This window comes from Xenorhabdus sp. IM139775, from assembly GCF_028598745.1.
Classification (GTDB): domain Bacteria; phylum Pseudomonadota; class Gammaproteobacteria; order Enterobacterales; family Enterobacteriaceae; genus Xenorhabdus.
Genome location: NZ_JAQRFK010000007.1, coordinates 34,257 through 51,902, shown reverse-complemented (window position 1 = coordinate 51,902; position 17,646 = coordinate 34,257). Strand labels below are relative to the sequence as shown.

The window sequence follows — 17,646 nt, the reverse complement described above, 5'->3', positions numbered from 1 at the left end:
ATGTTGCATGAGTTTCATGATAATAAAAATTCATCATGATAAATGCAGGGGACGCACGGCACGCAGGAATTCCTGCCGTGTATTCTGGCTGGTTTTAAATAACCCGCCCAGAGACGTTGTTGTCGTGGTACTGGTTGCATCGCGAATGCCACGCGCTTTCACACAATAATGGACAGCATCAATGGAAACAGCGACATTATTTGTGCCAAGCAGGGTTTGTAGTGCAATCAGGATCTGCTGTGTCAAACGCTCCTGTACTTGCGGGCGCTGTGCAAAAAACTGAACAATCCGGTTAATCTTCGACAAGCCAATCACTTTATCCTTAGGGATATAAGCCACCGTGGCTTTGCCATCAATGGTGACAAAATGGTGTTCACAAGTGCTGGTCATCGTAATATCACGCACGGTCACCATTTCATCCACGTTCATTTTATTTTCTATCAGGGTAATTTTCGGAAAATTGTTATAATTCAACCCTGAAAATATCTCATCCACATACATTTTCGCGATACGACTTGGTGTATCCGCCAGACTGTCATCACTCAAATCGAGATTTAACAGCTTCATAATTTCTGTCATGTGTTCCTCAATGCGCACCTTACGCACTTCTGGCTCCAAAGTTTGTTCACGCAATGGGGTTTCAAGACCACGGGTAACCAGTGCCGAATGCACCAGTTCAGCTTCTGTACTTAGGGATGACATCAGTTTCTCCAAGGGAATATTTTCCGTTACTTGAGGGAAATAAGGTCGCTTATTTTACGCAGATATCCACAAATGTAACACTACACAATGTCTATTTATTTATCTTGTTCTACACCTATCAATAAGCTTTCATCATTGTGATACACGCAAATGATGAGGATAGCTGCGCATCATCAATTTCAATGCAGCAAATCAGGCGGGTTCATGCTGCGTATTGGTGCGATAAAATACCAAGGAGCCGGCAATGAGCAACCCAATAAATGCGAGATATAAAGCCGGCTCCAGTTTACCCGTCAGCCATGTTGAAATGGCCGATAACATTGGCCCGATCAGTTGCCCCAGCGCATAACCTGTGGTCAGCAATCCCGCCATATAACGCGCATGATGAGGTGCCAGTTCACGTCCATACTGCAAAGCCAGTTGTACCACGCACATAAATCCACCGCCTATCAGCAATGCCCCCGTCATCAGGCCACCAATGCCCGGCACCATTTCCGCAATCAAAATACCCAGTGCCTGAAGCCATAATGTCACCGCCAGACGGATTTGAGTGGTTGATACATTACGCAGCAAAATTCCCAACATAATGCCAATGACCGAGGCTCCCCCAAATATCGGCCAGACAAATTGGGCAAACAAGCTATCAGGAAAACGCGCGGTCGCCATTTGAGAAAGAAATGTCGCAGGCAAAATATAGCCAAACCCGGCCAGACTATAACTCCATACCAATCGCTTGATTTCCGGTGTCAGGCTCAGTGCCTGGATCGCTGTTTGCGGACGGTGCAATTCACCACGGCGAGGGAGATAGCGACTGACATAAAGGCTGAATAACAACGCTAAAATGCCATATAACACCCACGCACTGGCTGCACCCAACTGCCAAGATTGAACCCCGATTGCCAGCATGCCACTGATAAAAATCCCGACGCCTGTACCGGAGAAAACCGCCGCACTCAACCCCGGACGATTCAATTTTCCCAATTCCTCATTTGCCCACGCAGCGACCAGCACCAACGTCCAACCACTTGCCCAGCCAATAAAAAAACGGGCAATACTGTGCAATATCGGCCCATCCAACAAGGCGGAAAGCAGGGTAATCATGACGGCTCCCCATAATCCGCTCCACAAGCGGTATTCCACAAAACGCTGCGCCCGCATGGCATCATAAGAACCCACCAGATAACCGAGGTAATTGAATGCGGCAACGATACCGGCACTTGTCAATGTGAGCTGGGATTCAGCGATCATCAATGGCACTTGTGGGGTAAAAGTGAAGCGCCCTATTCCCATTGCAACAACCAACGCAAGGAAACCGCTTAAGGCAATCTGAAAGGCTTGATAGTGACGATGATGAGAGGTAACCGTTTTATTTTTCATAGTGATTAAAGAGTGATGGAATTAATGGATTGAGTTGGCATCGTTTGGTTATAACAAATCATATATGTAATATATATCTTTTATTAACAACGCGTTTCTCAGCGACAATCAGCCTTTCCCGTCATTCCCCATCAATGCAATCTTTGCCATAATGCCCAGAATACAAGCATAAACACTTGTCCGTAATCTGTGAGAATGACAATTTGCGGCATATAGGGAGTTTGTTATGGATCACTGTCATACCTCTGGCTTAATTTCACTTGAGCAAGCACTGGAAAAACTACTGGCACAAACCGTCCCCCTGACTTCCAGAGAAACCATTAACCTGACTGAATCGGCGGATCGAATTACCGCCGCAGATATTATTTCTCCGATCAATGTTCCCTCTTTTGATAATTCAGCAATGGATGGTTATGCCATCCGCCTTGCCGATCTTAATGGCAAACAGACCTTACCCGTGGCAGGTAAGGCACTGGCTGGCGCGCCGTTTCAGGGAGAATGGCCGACTGGTCGCTGCATCCGCATCATGACCGGTGCCCCTGTGCCTGCCGGCACGGATGCCGTTGTGATGCAGGAACACACCGAGCTGACTGAAACCGGGGTCCGATTCACCCATCCGGTAACATCAGGGCAAAACATACGTACCATCGGAGAAGATATCACGCAGAATTCGCTGGTATTGCCAAAAGGAATCAAACTCTCCACCGCACAATTACCACTGATGGCTTCACTTGGCATTGCAACGGTTGATGTGGTGCGCAAACTGAAAGTGGCCGTTTTTTCAACGGGTGACGAATTGCAAGCTATCGGTGAACCTTTACAGGCAGGCCAAATTTACGATACCAATCGATTTGCTATTCGCCTGATGTTGGAAAAACTGAACTGCGAAGTTATCGATCTGGGGGTGATCCGCGACAATCCCGATACATTGCGCCAAGCCTTTATCACGGCAGGCCAACAAGCGGATTTAGTGATCAGCAGCGGCGGCGTTTCTGTTGGTGAAGCCGATTACACCAAACAAATTTTAGATGAAATAGGAAAAATCAGTTTCTGGAACCTCGCCATTAAACCGGGTAAACCGTTTGCCTTTGGTCAATTGCAAAATGCCTGGTTCTGCGGCTTGCCGGGCAATCCCGTGTCTGCCGTGCTCACGTTTTACCAACTGGTGCAACCGCTGATTGCGCATTTATCAGGTTTTACTGCATGGCAGCCACCGGTGCGTCTGGCTGCCAAGACAACAACGCCTTTAAAGAAATCCACCGGCAGGCTGGATTTTCAACGCGGTATTGCTTCCCTGAATAAACAGGGGGAGTTAGAAGTACAAACCACAGGACATCAAGGTTCCCATATCTTTAGTTCATATCATCTCGGTAACTGTTTTATTGTTTTGGAACGGGAACGCGGGCACGTTGCGATCAGCGAAACAGTGCAAATTGAATTTTTCAATCACTTACTGAAAAATCAATAATAGAGGCTGCCTTATTCCCCTCGCGTGGCGAGGCGAAATAAATGCACCTTTCAATACGAATGAGTATAAGAACATATCATTTCAAGAAGATAGCGAAAAATGACCGTTAAACTGACCGATGAAGAAACCTTGCGTTATAACCGGCAAATTGTCTTACGTGGTTTCGACTTCGACGGACAGGAAAGATTAAAATCTGCCAAAGTGCTGATAGTCGGTATGGGCGGCCTCGGTTGCGCGGCTGCCCAATACCTTGCAGCGGCAGGGATTGGCACCATGACCCTGCTGGATTTTGATACCGTTTCCCTTTCCAATCTGCAACGGCAGATCCTCCATCGCGATGAACGCATTGGTATGGCAAAAGTGCATTCTGCGGCGCTGGCCCTGCGGGAGATCAATCCACATACCCTCATCAATCCCGTTGCAGGGCTTTTGGATGATCCGGCGTTAGATGAGTTAGTGGGTCAACACGAAATGGTACTCGACTGTACCGATCATGTTGCCATTCGCGAACAGCTTAACCGCCTGTGTTATGACCGGAAGATACCGTTGGTTTCGGGGGCAGCAATCCGCATGGAAGGCCAGCTTGCTGTCTTTACTTACCAACCGCAGTCGCCTTGCTATCGTTGCCTGAGTCGCTTGTTCGGTGAAAACAGCCTGACGTGTATTGAAGCGGGCGTTATGGCGCCATTGGTAGGCACCATCGGTTCCCTACAGGCAATGGAAGCCATTAAGTTATTGACTCAATATGGAAAAATCTGTCATGGCAAAGTATTACTTTTCGATGCCATGACAATGCAATTTCGCCAAATCACGTTGCCGAAAGATCCGCTGTGTGAAGTTTGCCAATCGTAAGACGAAAATAACTTATTCTCTCCCCGCGCTGCGGGAAGAGAATAAAACATCATGCGATTTATTCGGCAATATTACTCAACAATTCCCTGACTTGTCAGGTACTCATCATAAGTGCCTTTAAAATCAATCACTTTATCGGATTTAATTTCCAAAACACGACTGGCCAGTGAACTGACAAAGGCACGGTCATGAGAGACGAAAATCAGCGTTCCCTGATAGATCTCCAGCGCCAGATTCAAAGATTCGATAGATTCCATATCCAAGTGGTTGGTCGGTTCATCCATCACCAGAATGTTAGGCTTATGCATCATCAGCTTACCAAACAGCATCCGGCCTTGTTCACCACCGGAAAGCACGCCAACTTTCTTCTTGATATCATCCTGCCCGAACAGCAAGCGGCCGAGAATACCGCGCACTGCCTGCTCATCATCACCTTCGCGCTTCCATTGGCTCATCCACTCAAATACGGTCATATCACAGGCAAAATCACTGGCATGATCCTGCGCATAATAGCCAATGGCACTGTTTTCAGACCATTTCACCGTGCCACTGGTCGGATTTTCTTCCCCAATCAGTGTTTTCAGGAAAGTGGTTTTACCGATACCGTTTTCACCGATGACCGCCACTTTTTCGCCAACTTCCAGCAGCAGATTCAGATTGTTGAATAATGGCCCGTTATCGTAACCCTTAGTCAGACCTTCCAATTCCAGTGCATTACGGAACAGTTTTTTCTCCTGCTCAAAGCGAATATAAGGGTTCTGACGGCTGGAAGCCTTCACTTCTTCCAACTGGATCTTATCAATCTGACGGGCGCGGGAAGTCGCCTGTTTAGATTTGGAAGCATTGGCACTGAAGCGGCTGACGAATGACTGCAATTCAGCAATCTGCGCCTTTTTCTTGGCATTATCTGCCACCAGACGTTCACGGGCTTGCGTGGCGGCGATCATATACTCATCATAGTTACCGGGGAACAAACGCAGTTCGCCATAATCCAAATCGGCCATATGAGTACATACCGTATTCAGGAAATGACGGTCGTGGGAAATGATGATCATGGTGCTGTTACGGTCGTTGAGCACTTGCTCCAACCAGCGGATCGTATCGATATCCAAGTTGTTGGTTGGTTCATCAAGCAGCAGGACGTCAGGGTTGGAAAACAGGGCTTGCGCCAGCAATACACGCAATTTCCAGCCCGGTGCCACGGCACTCATCAGGCCATAATGCTGCTCTACGGGAATGCCGACACCCAGCAATAATTCGCCGGCACGCGCTTCTGCGCTGTAGCCATCCATCTCACCATACGCGACTTCCAGATCAGCGACCCGATAGCCATCTTCTTCGCTCATTTCTGCCATCGCATAAATGCGGTCACGTTCCTGCTTGACTTCCCACAGCTCCGTGTGTCCCATGATGACGGTATCCAACACGGTATATTCTTCGAAGGCAAACTGATCCTGACGCAATTTACCCAGACGCTCATTAGGATCAAGACTGACATTACCGGCAGTCGGGACTAAATCGCCGCCCAAGATTTTCATGAACGTCGATTTACCTGCCCCATTCGCGCCAATCAAACCATAACGGTTGCCGTTGCCGAATTTAACAGAAATATTTTCAAACAGTGGCTTACTGCCAAACTGCATAGTGATGTTGTTTGTACTTAACACAACTGTTGCTCTTAAGGTGAATAAAAAAGGGAAATTATAAAATCGATAGCTGCGTATTATGCCACAACAGGGGAAAAGTATCGCCAGAATGCGTTATCCCCCCTTAAAATCAGAACAAAGCATCAATTACACCATTGAATATTAACTATTTTTTATAAACACACCTGAATCTATCGAATGGAGAAATAGAGAACAAAAAATGGTACTGTTACAGGCTTCTCACTGAATTTTACGACTTAACAATTTGATATACCGGAAAATACAATGCAAAAAGTAAGATGGGGTATTATAGGTTGTGGTGATGTCACGGAAGTCAAGAGTGGCCCGGCTTTTTATAAATTGGAAAATTCAGAATTAGTCGCCGTCATGCGGCGCAATGCGGATTTAGCCAAAGATTTTGCCGAACGGCACAATATCAGAAAATGGTATTCAGATGCCGAATCTTTGATTAATGATCCGGAAATTGACGCCGTTTACATTGCGACCCCGCCTTCTACCCATAAAGAATATACTCTTCTGGCAGCACAGGCCGGAAAAAACGTGTATGTCGAAAAACCAATGGCATTAACATTCGAAGAATGCAACGAGATGATTGCCATCTGCCGATTTCAAAAAGTTTCGCTGTTCGTCGCTTACTATCGCAGGGCGTTACCCAGATTTATCAAAATAAAAGCATTAATTGATTCTGGCGCAATAGGTACACCACGCATGGTCAATTGCATGTTATTCCGGGAAATGGCTGCTATCTATCAAGATCCTGATAATTTGCCGTGGTTTGTGCAACCAGAAATATCGGGTGGAGGCTTGTTTGTTGATTTAGCTTGCCACACGCTCGATATATTGGATTTTTTGCTGGGTAAAATTATTTCAGTTAAAGGACATGCCAATTCACAGGCAAAAGCCTATCCTGCCGAAGATTGTGTTTCCATGTCATTGGTGTTCGAGAACGCCGTCCAAGGGGTGGGGATTTGGAATTTTGTCGCCGGTTCTCGCGAGGATAAAGTCGAAATTATCGGTACAAAAGGAAAAATCATTTTTGCTACCTTTGGTGATTCCCCCATTTCATACTATGACGAAAATAACCAACTGCATCAGTACTCTTTCGAAAATCCCAAACATATTCAAATGCCACTCATTCAAACAGTGATTAATGACATGCAGGGTAATGGCCGTTGTCCATCCAACGGTGAATCAGCCGCCCGTACCAGTTGGGTGATTGATGAAGTATTAAAAGAGTATCGGCTAGCTTCAATTAACTCAAAATAATCACGTAGTATCATTACAGCCAGCATTAGCTGGCTGATTTGGCTATTTAAAGGGAAAGTTTAATCTATTATGTTTAGATCACAGCGTAATCGCCATCGTTCTGCCCACTTCTTGATACCCTTCCCTTACATAAAAACGGATGGCATCAACATTCTGAGATAATACATTCAATTCCAGATGTGAATAATGTTTTTCTTGCGCCCACTTTTTCATACCAGCCAATAATTTCTGACCAATTCCAAGGCCCCGGGCATCCTGACTGACGACCAAATCAAAAATATGACCATAAGTTCTCGGAACCAAACAATTAAAAGGCGGGGTTTTCTGCTCTTGCGCAATAGCAAAACCGCTAATATCACCTTTTTTATCTTCTGCAACGAGCAGGTGAAATTTATCATTATTGATAGAGGAAGAAATAAAATCCCTGTCTTGTTCAACCGCTTGTAATCTATCAGGCTGTAATACAGACATTTCGCTAAATAATAGACGATAGAGAGATAAAATAGCCTCGATGTCCTGCGTGGAAGCAGTTCTTATTATCATGAATTCCTCCTGATGTTGAAATTATTCCTGATAATTTTTCACCTTAGATTTTTCACCTTAGATAATAGTCTATGGTGATGAAAACAATCAAGCCATTATCCCCATGATAGTGGCGTGAATAAGAGAGGGGATCCTCAATCCAAGACCCGCTATTTTTATAGCAGCCGATGATGATGATAAAACAGCCTAACACGCCTACACCGGATAATAATCGTGTTGAGTTATTTCTGGTTCACTGCGAAGATGGCTCCCTTTAATAACACGTTATGACAGAGGTTTTCTCTAAAATGTCTCTTTCCAAGCATCGGGCGGCTTCTTTTCCACTGCTTCCTGTGATTCTATTGTTACTGTCAATGACATCAATTCAAGCTGGGGCCTCACTGGCTAAAACACTATTTCCTGTCATTGGCGCGCCCGGTGTCACCGCCATGAGACTTGCATTAGGAACGATTATTCTATTTCTGATTTTTAAACCGTGGCGCCTGAAATTTCAGCGTGCTTCGCTGATCCCACTTTTTGCCTATGGTATTTCTCTGGGAGCAATGAACTACCTGTTTTATATGTCTTTATCCCGGATTCCTCTCGGCATTGCCGTTGCACTTGAATTTACCGGACCTTTGGCAGTAGCCATGTTTTCCTCCCGACGCCCGTTGGATTTTCTCTGGATTGGGTTGGTTATTGTTGGATTAGGCTTCCTGCTGCCACTCGGAGATAGCGTCAATACACTCGATCCTATCGGTATTTTATACGCTCTGGGCGCAGGCGTTTTCTGGGCACTTTATATTATCTTTGGACAACGTGCTGGCGCGGGTTATGGTGCCGCAACGGTATCTGTCGGTTCACTGATTGCTGCCTTTATCTTCTTCCCCATCGGATTAATGCAGACTGGCCCTGAATTACTGTTTGATGTTTCCCTGCTGCCTATTGCGCTGGGGATTGCCATCTTATCTACTGCATTTCCCTACACGCTGGAAATGATTGCGCTGACCCGTCTGCCAGCCAAAACATTCGGGACATTAATGAGCCTTGAACCTGCATTGGGGGCATTATCGGGTATCATCTTCCTTAATGAACATTTGACAATGACCCAATGGGTTGCCCTTTTCTGCATTATTTGTGCTTCCATGGGTTCCACCCTGACCATTAAACGAAAAACTAAAATAGAAAAAGTAGAATAATGATTTAAAAATAGTGATGTCATTCATTAAACCGGAGAAAATTTTTTATTCTCCGGTAGCTTATTTTCATAAATTATCAATGTGTTAATGACGGAAGTGATGGCTATCAATTCAATAGAGATAAGCAATATGACATCTGGCAGATGATCAGCTAAATTTATTCTATCTAATGAAACAATTCATTATTCAGAATTAAGGAAGCATTATTATGAGTACAGCGAAATTAATCAAAACCCAACCTTCCGGCCTGATTTATACCCGCAACAATATTGATGAAGGTATTAAACAGAGAACGATTACTGCCTTAAATCATAGGGTGACCCAATTCATTGACCTCTCCATGCTGACTAAACAAGCCCACTGGAATATGCGTGGCCGAAATTTCATTGCCATCCATGAAATGCTGGATGATTTCCGCAATGCTATCATGGAACATCTTGATATATTTGCAGAACGGGCAGTCCAATTAGGTGGAACCGCATTGGGAACTGTTCAGGAAGTGCATCAACGTACCACACTGAAAAGCTACCCAACGGATATTCACAATGTTCAAGACCATCTCAAGGCATTGGCCGATCGCTATGCTGTTGTTGCCAACGATACCCGTCAGGCTATTGTTGATGCCGAAGATGAAGATACTGCGGATATGTTTACTGCTGCATCCCGTGATCTTGACAAATTTTTATGGTTTATCGAAGCAAATATTGAGCAATAAAATAAAAACACTATTTTTTCATTAAGTTAAGGCCACGGTTGTGGCCTTTTTTACATCAATTTTGTTGTTGATGGAGAAAAACATTAAAAAACAGAAGCTATCACCGTGAAAAGCATACCAGCCTTTAAAAAGATCGATTTTCTCTCTATAATCCCTGTTTGACTCAAAAATAAACATGAGGATTCTATAAAATGGATATCGAAGTTAAAGATTCTAATGGTGCGTTGCTGGATGACGGCGACTCCGTTCAGGTTATCAAAGACTTGAAAGTCAAGGGAACTTCCAAGACCCTGAAACGCGGCACCCTGATCAAAAACATCCGCCTGACTCACCGCGAGGATGAAGTTGAGTGTAATGCGGACAAAATCAAAGGGTTAGTTCTGAAAACCTGCTTCCTGAAAAAAGTAGATAAATAACAGTTACAAACCCATTTTTGATTAAAGGATAAATAATATTAACTCTTATATTATTTATCCTTTTTTATTAATAGGGTTAAAAATCGAATAATATGAGATCAGATGAATCATTATTACCACTGCCAATTACATTTGATCAAAAAAGTGAAATATTACCTAAAAAATCAAACCATTAAATAGATCATCCATAAAAAATACCAAATAGATTGGAATTTCAACAAAGGGGATTTATTATAATTCCGTCTTTATTCCAACACAGATTAAAGATATTTAAAATACTGAAATTTACCTGATGGTGATAATATGAAAACACTACTGGCTCTATGTACGGCCATTTTGCTATTAGCATCATGGAATACCTTTGCAACACAAGCAACACAAGATCCCGACAAATCTGGTCGATGTATGGAAAAAGCACGTACCATATGTGCTAAGCATATAAAACACCATAAAAAATATAATTTTTGCATCAAAGAGGTATATAGCGATTGTATGCACCAATAGATACAATCAATTTCACTTTTACATGAAGGTGACAAGATGAAAATTTTACTGACTCTATGCACAGCCATTTTACTATTAACATCATGGAGTACCTTTGCGACTGATAAACCTGATGAATGTTCACTACGCGCGCACATTGCATGTGGCAAATACCTGGGCCACCCTGGAAAATATAAATACTGTGTTGATACGGAATATAACAAGTGTATGCACCAATAGATACCGTATAACTTCAATTTTGGTTAACATTTGGGGTTTCAATAGGCTGTGATTTCAACTCAATGTTTAATTTGGAATGTATATCCGTCATATTAAGGTACTCAATACCTTCAATAGTGACGGGTATACATACCTGAAGCTGACAGTCCCTTAGCCATTGCCCCGTTGAGATTTATCCATGAATAATTTTTTATAAAAAACTATTTTTTAGCATGATAAAGAATCATTTATAAAATCACCAAGAATAAAGGTAAAATCAATTTCGTTAAAGGTGTTGATCAAAACCCTTGCTGACAAAAGAATTTTCATTCTAAGTGCTCATGATGAGAATTTTTTACAAGGGTTAATGACCCATGATTATAAAATAGATAAGAATCAAATCATCAAATTATAGCATTGATGTAACGCGATTGGATAAATAACGCCTCCTTGTGTTATTTATCCTTTTTCATGATGACCAATTCCTTTTCCGAGGGCACATTTGGCCGTTCGATGGGAAATACAGGCAAAGACTTCAATAAACGCGGGCCATAACGTTTGGTCAGTAACCGATTGTCATAAATCACCACCTCACCATAACATTGATGGCTACGAATTAACCTTCCTACTTGTTGGATCAAGTTAAAAGATGCGCAAGGCAAACTCTGTACTTCGAATGGGTAACGCCTCAACGATTTCAACCATGCACTTTCAGTCACAATGACCGGATTGGTTACCGGAGGAAATGCAATTTTATGGATATGGACTTGTGAAAGATAATCACCTTTTAAATCCAATCCTTCGGCAAATGACTGCAATCCAATCAGGACGCTGGCTTGCCCTTCATCAATACGCTTGCAATGCGTTTCTACCAATCGATAGCGAGGCTGATCACCTTGTACCAATAACATCAGCCGCAGGTCTGTAACAAAAGTCAGGAATCCTTCCATTGCTCGCTGGCTACTAAAAAGTACCAACATTCCCCGATGCTTCCCTTCCATTACCTGAGAGCGAAAATAGCGTGCCATTTCCTCAAGGTGCTGCATTTCATGATGAATGGTCGGTTCCTGTGTCATTTGGGGTATAATCAGACGCCCTTGTCGTACATGCTCAAAAGGTGATGACAGGGCAACAAAACGATCATCATGATTTTCATGCAATCCGGTCAGTTCCTGAATGCGGGAAAAACTATTCAGTGAACGCAATGTGGCCGATGTCACGACAACATGGGGAATAGAGCGCCATAATAGCTGAGTTAATTGTTCACTGACCCGAATTCCCGCACAATGAAAATAAAGATGCGATTGGTTTTTCTCATGGCGACGCGTCAGCCATTTAGATATCGGCGCATGGGACGACTCTTCTTGTGAAGCCAAACGCCACAGTTTTGCCATATTTTCAAAATAGCCCAGTGTTCGACTGGTTTGCAAAATGGCACGATGTAATCGGACAATATCCTGTTTGGCCGTCTGATCGTTTAAATCATTTAAAATTGCTTCAGCTAAACTACGCAGGCTATCTGTAAGTTTAAATAATTGCTGACAACACAGCAGTAAACTATCCGGCAACTTTCCCAGTTCGAATAAGTATTCTTCTGCTTCACCGCGCTCAGGCAATAGCGCCTGAGTTATCTCCGCCAATTCCTTAAAGTGTTCGCTGATTGTTGCACAATGCGTTTGTAAGCGAGGGATATTTGCCAAAGCAGGCGGTTTTGCCGGCCGAAACTGCGTCAGGTATTGCTCGACATGACGAACAAATGCGTCTAACTGCCCATTAAGCTGGAATAGGGTAATCTCGCCTTCAACTTCCAACGCATCCCTTGCCACCTCAGGGATATGATGCCCTTCATCCAGCACTAACAACAGATTTTTTGCTTCCGGTAAAACCGATTCACTTTCCAATGCCGCCATAACCAAAGCGTGATTAGCAACGATAACATCGGCCCCTTCAATTTCCCTGCGGGCAAGAAAAAATGGGCAACAGTAGTAAAACTGGCAGTTTCGTGCCAGACAGTTCATTTTGTCCGTACTGATTTTTGCCCACAGAGAGTCAGCCAATGCCAGTTTATGGTGGTCACGTAAACCATCCCATGCAAACGTCGTATAATCACTGCGCAAGCGGCGACAGAGTTCCCGCTCTTCACTATTGGCTATTTCCGCCTGATCTTCGACCAGAAACATCAGGTCAATCTGCTCTCCCTCTGCGGCACAAATGGCTTCTAAATTGCGCGGGCAGACATAACGCGCCCGACCAAAAGCGCCCGTAAATTTCAGGTCAGGAATAATTTTACGCAGTAGTGGCAAATCCTTGCTGTAAATTTGATCTTGCAAGGCTACATTGGCTGTACTGACCACCAAGGGTTTCTGCACTGCCCGGCTAACGGCAATCCCCGGAATCAGATATGACAATGTTTTTCCCACTCCCGTTGGGGCTTCTATCACCAAATGCCGCCCCTCTTCATCCGCCAATGTTTTTGCAACCTCTGCGATCATTTGACGTTGGGGTGCACGTGGAATGAACCCCTCAATATGGGTGGATAATGATTTATACCACTGACTAATCTGATTCTTTATTGAACTGGAAAGTGCCATAAGTTTTGCTGCTTAAAAATCGGTTATTGCTTGTCTGATATGAAGAACCCGATATACTTTTGACCGTCTATCTTTCGGCTTTTTATGGCTATTGTCACGCTTTATTAAAACCTTATCGGATACAGAGATGAAAAAAATCCTGCTCATTATCATCATATTATTTTCTATCGGCTCAGTTGGTGGGATCTTTCTGGCGGGGATGAATATCTATACCCGCTCAACCACACCCGCCGAAGAACCACAACAGACTCAGCAGGAAAATACTTCCGTCGGGCAACAATAATACATTGGCTTGTATCGTAACACCAAATGAGGAAGCACATGAAAAATGAATATTTTGTCAATCCACAATGGTTAAACGAGCATCTCTTTGATGAGAATGTCGTTGTCGTTGATGCCAGTGCCCCAATGCCCACCCAATCTATTGATTATCACCAACTCTGGTTGGAAAAACACATTCCGGGCGCCCCGTTTTTTGATCTTGATAACATCGCCAATCGACAGACCGACCTGCCGCACATGCTGCCAGAACCAGAAACATTCAGCCAAGCGGTGAGTCACATGGGCATAAGTGAAAATCATTTGGTGGTCATTTACGATCAGGGAAATATGTTTTCCGCCCCGCGGGCATGGTGGACGTTCAAAATCTTTGGCGCCCGTCATGTCCGTATTCTTGAAGGGGGTTTACAAGGCTGGCAACAAGCCGGTTATCCCACCGAATCAGGAAAAGTTGCCCGTTCCCCCGAAGTTTTCAATGCTCAGTTGACGCCTGAAAAAGTCTGTTCCCAGACTCAGATCCTTGCTGCACTGCATAACAATGCCTCTGTACAATTTATTGATGCCAGGGCAGAAGAGCGTTTTCTGGCAAAAGTGCCAGAACCCCGACCAGGCTTAAGAATGGGGCATCTGCCCGGCGCTAAAAATGTTCCGTGGACCGCATTGATTGATAACGGTCGTTATAAATCAGTAGAAGAAATTGCGGCAATATTCCGTCAACAAGGCGTTAATTTAGACCAGCCGATAATGACCAGTTGTGGCTCTGGCATGACCGCAGCCGTTTTAGTTTTGGGTCTTGATATGATTGGTTACAAAGAAGCAAGATTATACGATGGTTCTTGGGCTGAATGGGGAGCCAATGATTCACTGCCGTTAGAAAAATAACGATTAGCAAAATAACTCATTGGAAATGATGAACAATAACGAAGGGCAGCCAAATAGCATGCCCTTTCTTGTTATTAATCATATGGATTCCAATCCTTAAAGCAGAGGTATAAAACTATTGATGTATAGAGATCTTGATGTATAGAGATATCGTGTATAGAGATATCATGTATAAGGTTATTGGTTAGCAATTTTATGATAGGCAAATAGAACGATGATTGCGCCAATCACGGCAATAACGAAGCTCCCTAAATTAAAGCCATCCACTTTCCCCATGCCAAAGAATGTACTAATATACCCACCAACAACGGCGCCTACAATACCTAAAATCACAGTCATAATGATGCCACTACTGTTATTTCCCGGCATAATCCATTTAGCAAGAATTCCAGCAATCAGGCCAAAGATAATCCATGACAGGATACCCATATGCAACCTCCAGAATTGTTTAGATTATTGTGTTATGAATTTCATTATGCTTTTACACCCTAAGTTAAGACACTAATGAAAAAAATTGCAAATTTTAAAAATTTCACTAAATAAGTAAGAAGGCTAATGATCAAATTTTTCTATATTAAATAGGATGTTATAATAGTAACACCCTCAAATTATGAGTATCCCTTACTCCTTGCACCGCAAGGAGTAAGGGGGTGCTCGACAACTTTGGAGTATTATTTAACTTCATGCATTTAACCCTCTGATATTTTGAATAATAGTTTGGTTGAAAAATTGAAATGCATTATCATCTAACAATATATTTTGCGGGAAATTTAGATCAGGCGATAAATATCGTAATTCATGATATAGCCACTCATTGACACTAAAACGAGAAAAATCGGTTCTTCCCCAAATGTTTTTCATTATATTCATTGTACTAACATTAAATTCTGATACGTTTCTTATGTTAGTAAGCACGATATGGCGAAAACCAGTAACAATATTAGTAACAGAAGAACTTATATCACGAGTATTTAATATGCCAGTACTTATAAAGGGCAAATATAATTTTTCAAAATCTTCATTTGAAATATTGAATGGTACTTGAGAGACCTGTCCTACTGTAGTGGTATTATTGACAATTTCTATTGTGGAGTTATCCCCTCTTGGCCTGAATAGTGCTCTTCTCAAGTATTCTACTTCTCCTCCCTCAGGCAATAATCCGTTAGTTTCGAGTCCTACAGTATAAATACCGCTGCCAACAGGGTTTTCAATTTGCATAATCCTATTATCGCTCATAGCATGCCTAAACGCGATTTCATAATCATTACTTCCTGATACTGAATGGGAAGCCAGACTCGATCCCGCAGCTCCCCGGCCGGACAGTCCCTCACCAAACGCGCCGGTTAGCCGCCGGCCCAGCCGCTGTAAGCCGTTGGCAATCCCGACCGCCCCGATGGCACCCAGACTCGCCACCCCCAGCCCCAGGGATACCCAGCCGAGCACAGCGGACGCCTGCGGGTTGCTGTCTTCGGTGGCCGCACTGGCAATTCCCGTGATATCCGCCAGCGCGCCCACCCCGGCGATAATCGCCCCACTGACGCTCAGCGATGCGCCCCCGGTCGGGATCGCCAGCGCTATCCCCACCACCAACCCGATCGCCCCCAGCACTATCCCAAAAATACCGCCCCAACTCATATGCCCGGTCGGGTCCATCCGGTTAATGGGATCACCGAGGCAATAGGCATAGGCATTGATGCCCCCGGCACCAAACGGGCTCTCGCTGTCGGGGGCATTGAAGCGCATCAGGACCGGGTTATAGGCCCGATACCCGTTGCCCAGGTGATAGCCACCCGCCAGCGGATCCAGCCGCTCGCCATTATAGGCCGGGATATCCGCCCCCTGTTCCGCGGGGTCCTGCTGCCCATAAGGCGAGTAACGATAACGGGTTTCGGTGCCGTCACCGTGCTGGTTGACCAGCACACTGCCGTGGTTATCCGTGCCCAGCACATGGGTTTCCGCCCCCGTCACCGTGGCAACCGTGGTGCCGTGCGCCTGCAACAGCCGGGTCACGGTGCCCTGCTCGCGCACGATTTCTGCCACCCGCGCGGCCCCCTGATAATAGAGTTCGTGGGTGTTGCCTGTGCCGATGTGCTGTAGCACCAAACGGTCAGCGGCATCATAGCCATAAGTCCCGGCGCTCTCCCCCTGATGGATCGCCGCCAGCCGCCCCAGTGCGTCATAGGTCAGCCGGCGCCCGGCTTCATCCTGGATCAGGCGCCCGGCAGCGTCATACGCCAGGGTGACCGTGGCCGGATACCGGGGATGGGTGTGGGTGACCGTCTGCAACTGGCAGGGATCGGACGGGCTGTAGGCAAAGGTCGCCGTGTCACGGCTGCCGTCCGCCAGTGTCGTGGTACAGGTCAGCATATTCCCCAGTACGTCATAGGTAAAACGCTGCCCGGCCAGGCTAAAACCGTACGCATCCCTTGGACATTCCGCACCGGTGCAATCGTATGCCACTAGCCAGTAACGGGCGGGATCATACCCGTAGGTTTCCTGCCGCAACAGGCCGGCCTGTTGGGAACGGGTCGTGCGCGAGGCCACCTGCCCGTTGACCGTATAACCCTGTTCGAGGGTCAGCGTGTCGCTGCCCGTCTGGATCTGCCGGCTGACCTCCCGGCCAAAGTCATCAAAATCCACGGTGGTGGTTAACCGCCGGTCATGCGGTTTGTCATGCACCTGCCAACGCTTGACCCGGCTGGCCGCGTCGTAGGTCAGCGCGATATCAATCGCCGGATCACTGGCCGCCACCGGACGGCCATACTGATCAAAACTCACCTGCCGGCAGTTCCCCGCCACATCCTGATACCCCGTCAACTGTCCCCCCGGCGAATAGGCATAACCGGCCGTCCGCGCCGCGTCCTTCTGAGCGGCATCCGCCCCATCGTCCTCAAAACGGAAGGTTTCCTGCTGTAACCGGCCGGCGGCGGTATAGTGCCTGCCGTGGTCCAGCTGCCCGACGGCACTCGCCCGGCTTATCGCGCCGGTCTTCGGGTCGTAGGCAAAGC

The 17,646-nt window shown here is 45.4% G+C and carries 15 protein-coding genes; 8 read left to right on the top strand and 7 right to left on the bottom strand.

Features of this window, described 5'->3' with window-relative positions:
* Positions 1 to 33: 33 nt before the first annotated feature.
* Both folE and PSI17_RS02740 read right to left on the bottom strand, forming a co-directional pair.
* Positions 34 to 702: a GTP cyclohydrolase I FolE gene (gene folE / locus PSI17_RS02745; protein WP_273550491.1), complete on the bottom strand. Its 669-nt coding sequence runs from the start codon at positions 700 to 702 to the stop codon at positions 34 to 36.
* Positions 703 to 894: 192 nt separating this feature from the next.
* Positions 895 to 2,079 carry a YbfB/YjiJ family MFS transporter gene (locus PSI17_RS02740; protein ID WP_273550490.1) on the bottom strand — a complete coding sequence of 395 codons (1,185 nt, stop codon included), beginning with the start codon at positions 2,077 to 2,079 and terminating at the stop codon, positions 895 to 897.
* A gap of 226 nt (positions 2,080 to 2,305) precedes the next feature.
* Between PSI17_RS02740 and moeA the strand changes: the two genes are divergently transcribed.
* Positions 2,306 to 3,547, top strand: coding sequence for a molybdopterin molybdotransferase MoeA (gene moeA / locus PSI17_RS02735; RefSeq protein WP_273550489.1), 1,242 nt, complete (start codon positions 2,306 to 2,308; stop codon positions 3,545 to 3,547).
* A 99-nt stretch (positions 3,548 to 3,646) separates the two neighbouring features.
* Positions 3,647 to 4,399 (top strand): molybdopterin-synthase adenylyltransferase MoeB, encoded by a 753-nt coding sequence (gene moeB, locus PSI17_RS02730; protein ID WP_273550488.1) that lies wholly within the window; start codon positions 3,647 to 3,649, stop codon positions 4,397 to 4,399.
* Positions 4,400 to 4,470: 71 nt separating this feature from the next.
* Here the strand turns inward: moeB and PSI17_RS02725 are convergent, their stop codons facing one another.
* On the bottom strand, positions 4,471 to 6,066 hold the full coding sequence (locus PSI17_RS02725) for an ABC-F family ATPase (protein WP_273550487.1): 1,596 nt from the start codon (positions 6,064 to 6,066) through the stop codon (positions 4,471 to 4,473).
* A 264-nt stretch (positions 6,067 to 6,330) separates the two neighbouring features.
* Between PSI17_RS02725 and PSI17_RS02720 the strand changes: the two genes are divergently transcribed.
* The gene (locus PSI17_RS02720) at positions 6,331 to 7,332 is read left to right on the top strand and encodes a Gfo/Idh/MocA family protein (RefSeq protein WP_273550486.1); all 1,002 of its coding nucleotides are present in this window, start codon (positions 6,331 to 6,333) and stop codon (positions 7,330 to 7,332) included.
* 78 nt (positions 7,333 to 7,410) lie between these two features.
* Here the strand turns inward: PSI17_RS02720 and PSI17_RS02715 are convergent, their stop codons facing one another.
* Positions 7,411 to 7,875 (bottom strand): GNAT family N-acetyltransferase, encoded by a 465-nt coding sequence (locus PSI17_RS02715; protein WP_273550485.1) that lies wholly within the window; start codon positions 7,873 to 7,875, stop codon positions 7,411 to 7,413.
* A gap of 287 nt (positions 7,876 to 8,162) precedes the next feature.
* Here PSI17_RS02715 and rhtA point away from each other — a divergent pair, with 287 nt between their 5' ends.
* The 3 genes from rhtA to PSI17_RS02700 all read left to right on the top strand — a co-directional run bounded on the left by rhtA (position 8,163) and on the right by PSI17_RS02700 (position 10,184).
* Positions 8,163 to 9,053, top strand: a complete 891-nt coding sequence (rhtA, locus tag PSI17_RS02710; RefSeq protein WP_273550484.1) for a threonine/homoserine exporter RhtA — start codon at positions 8,163 to 8,165, stop codon at positions 9,051 to 9,053.
* A 208-nt stretch (positions 9,054 to 9,261) separates the two neighbouring features.
* On the top strand, positions 9,262 to 9,768 hold the full coding sequence (gene dps, locus PSI17_RS02705) for a DNA starvation/stationary phase protection protein Dps (RefSeq protein WP_273550483.1): 507 nt from the start codon (positions 9,262 to 9,264) through the stop codon (positions 9,766 to 9,768).
* A gap of 191 nt (positions 9,769 to 9,959) precedes the next feature.
* On the top strand, positions 9,960 to 10,184 hold the full coding sequence (locus tag PSI17_RS02700; RefSeq protein WP_273550482.1) for an alkylphosphonate utilization protein: 225 nt from the start codon (positions 9,960 to 9,962) through the stop codon (positions 10,182 to 10,184).
* Between the two features lie 1,157 nt (positions 10,185 to 11,341).
* Here the strand turns inward: PSI17_RS02700 and dinG are convergent.
* Complete coding sequence (gene dinG / locus PSI17_RS02695; protein WP_273550481.1) at positions 11,342 to 13,477, bottom strand: ATP-dependent DNA helicase DinG; 2,136 nt, start codon at positions 13,475 to 13,477, stop codon at positions 11,342 to 11,344.
* A 127-nt stretch (positions 13,478 to 13,604) separates the two neighbouring features.
* On the opposite strand from dinG, the gene PSI17_RS02690 reads away from it, so the two are divergent.
* Entirely contained in the window at positions 13,605 to 13,760 is a 156-nt protein-coding gene (locus tag PSI17_RS02690) for a hypothetical protein (RefSeq protein WP_167541625.1), read from the top strand.
* 38 nt (positions 13,761 to 13,798) lie between these two features.
* On the top strand, positions 13,799 to 14,638 hold the full coding sequence (sseA, locus tag PSI17_RS02685) for a 3-mercaptopyruvate sulfurtransferase (RefSeq protein WP_273550480.1): 840 nt from the start codon (positions 13,799 to 13,801) through the stop codon (positions 14,636 to 14,638).
* A gap of 177 nt (positions 14,639 to 14,815) precedes the next feature.
* Here the strand turns inward: sseA and PSI17_RS02680 are convergent, their stop codons facing one another.
* Entirely contained in the window at positions 14,816 to 15,067 is a 252-nt protein-coding gene (locus PSI17_RS02680) for a GlsB/YeaQ/YmgE family stress response membrane protein (RefSeq protein ID WP_273550479.1), read from the bottom strand.
* A gap of 252 nt (positions 15,068 to 15,319) precedes the next feature.
* A complete protein-coding gene (locus PSI17_RS02675) occupies positions 15,320 to 17,455 on the bottom strand; it encodes an RHS repeat-associated core domain-containing protein (RefSeq protein WP_273550478.1) in 2,136 nt (711 codons plus the stop codon).
* Positions 17,456 to 17,646 lie beyond the last annotated feature (191 nt).

Coding starts and splice junctions, on each gene's coding strand:
- PSI17_RS02690 (WP_167541625.1), top strand. CDS start 13,605: ATGAAAAAAATCCTGCTCATTATCATCATATTATTTTCTATCGGCTCA.
- folE (WP_273550491.1), bottom strand. CDS start 702: ATGTCATCCCTAAGTACAGAAGCTGAACTGGTGCATTCGGCACTGGTT.
- PSI17_RS02740 (WP_273550490.1), bottom strand. CDS start 2,079: ATGAAAAATAAAACGGTTACCTCTCATCATCGTCACTATCAAGCCTTT.
- PSI17_RS02680 (WP_273550479.1), bottom strand. CDS start 15,067: ATGGGTATCCTGTCATGGATTATCTTTGGCCTGATTGCTGGAATTCTT.
- PSI17_RS02720 (WP_273550486.1), top strand. CDS start 6,331: ATGCAAAAAGTAAGATGGGGTATTATAGGTTGTGGTGATGTCACGGAA.
- PSI17_RS02715 (WP_273550485.1), bottom strand. CDS start 7,875: ATGATAATAAGAACTGCTTCCACGCAGGACATCGAGGCTATTTTATCT.
- moeB (WP_273550488.1), top strand. CDS start 3,647: ATGACCGTTAAACTGACCGATGAAGAAACCTTGCGTTATAACCGGCAA.
- rhtA (WP_273550484.1), top strand. CDS start 8,163: ATGTCTCTTTCCAAGCATCGGGCGGCTTCTTTTCCACTGCTTCCTGTG.
- sseA (WP_273550480.1), top strand. CDS start 13,799: ATGAAAAATGAATATTTTGTCAATCCACAATGGTTAAACGAGCATCTC.
- dps (WP_273550483.1), top strand. CDS start 9,262: ATGAGTACAGCGAAATTAATCAAAACCCAACCTTCCGGCCTGATTTAT.
- moeA (WP_273550489.1), top strand. CDS start 2,306: ATGGATCACTGTCATACCTCTGGCTTAATTTCACTTGAGCAAGCACTG.
- PSI17_RS02700 (WP_273550482.1), top strand. CDS start 9,960: ATGGATATCGAAGTTAAAGATTCTAATGGTGCGTTGCTGGATGACGGC.
- dinG (WP_273550481.1), bottom strand. CDS start 13,477: ATGGCACTTTCCAGTTCAATAAAGAATCAGATTAGTCAGTGGTATAAA.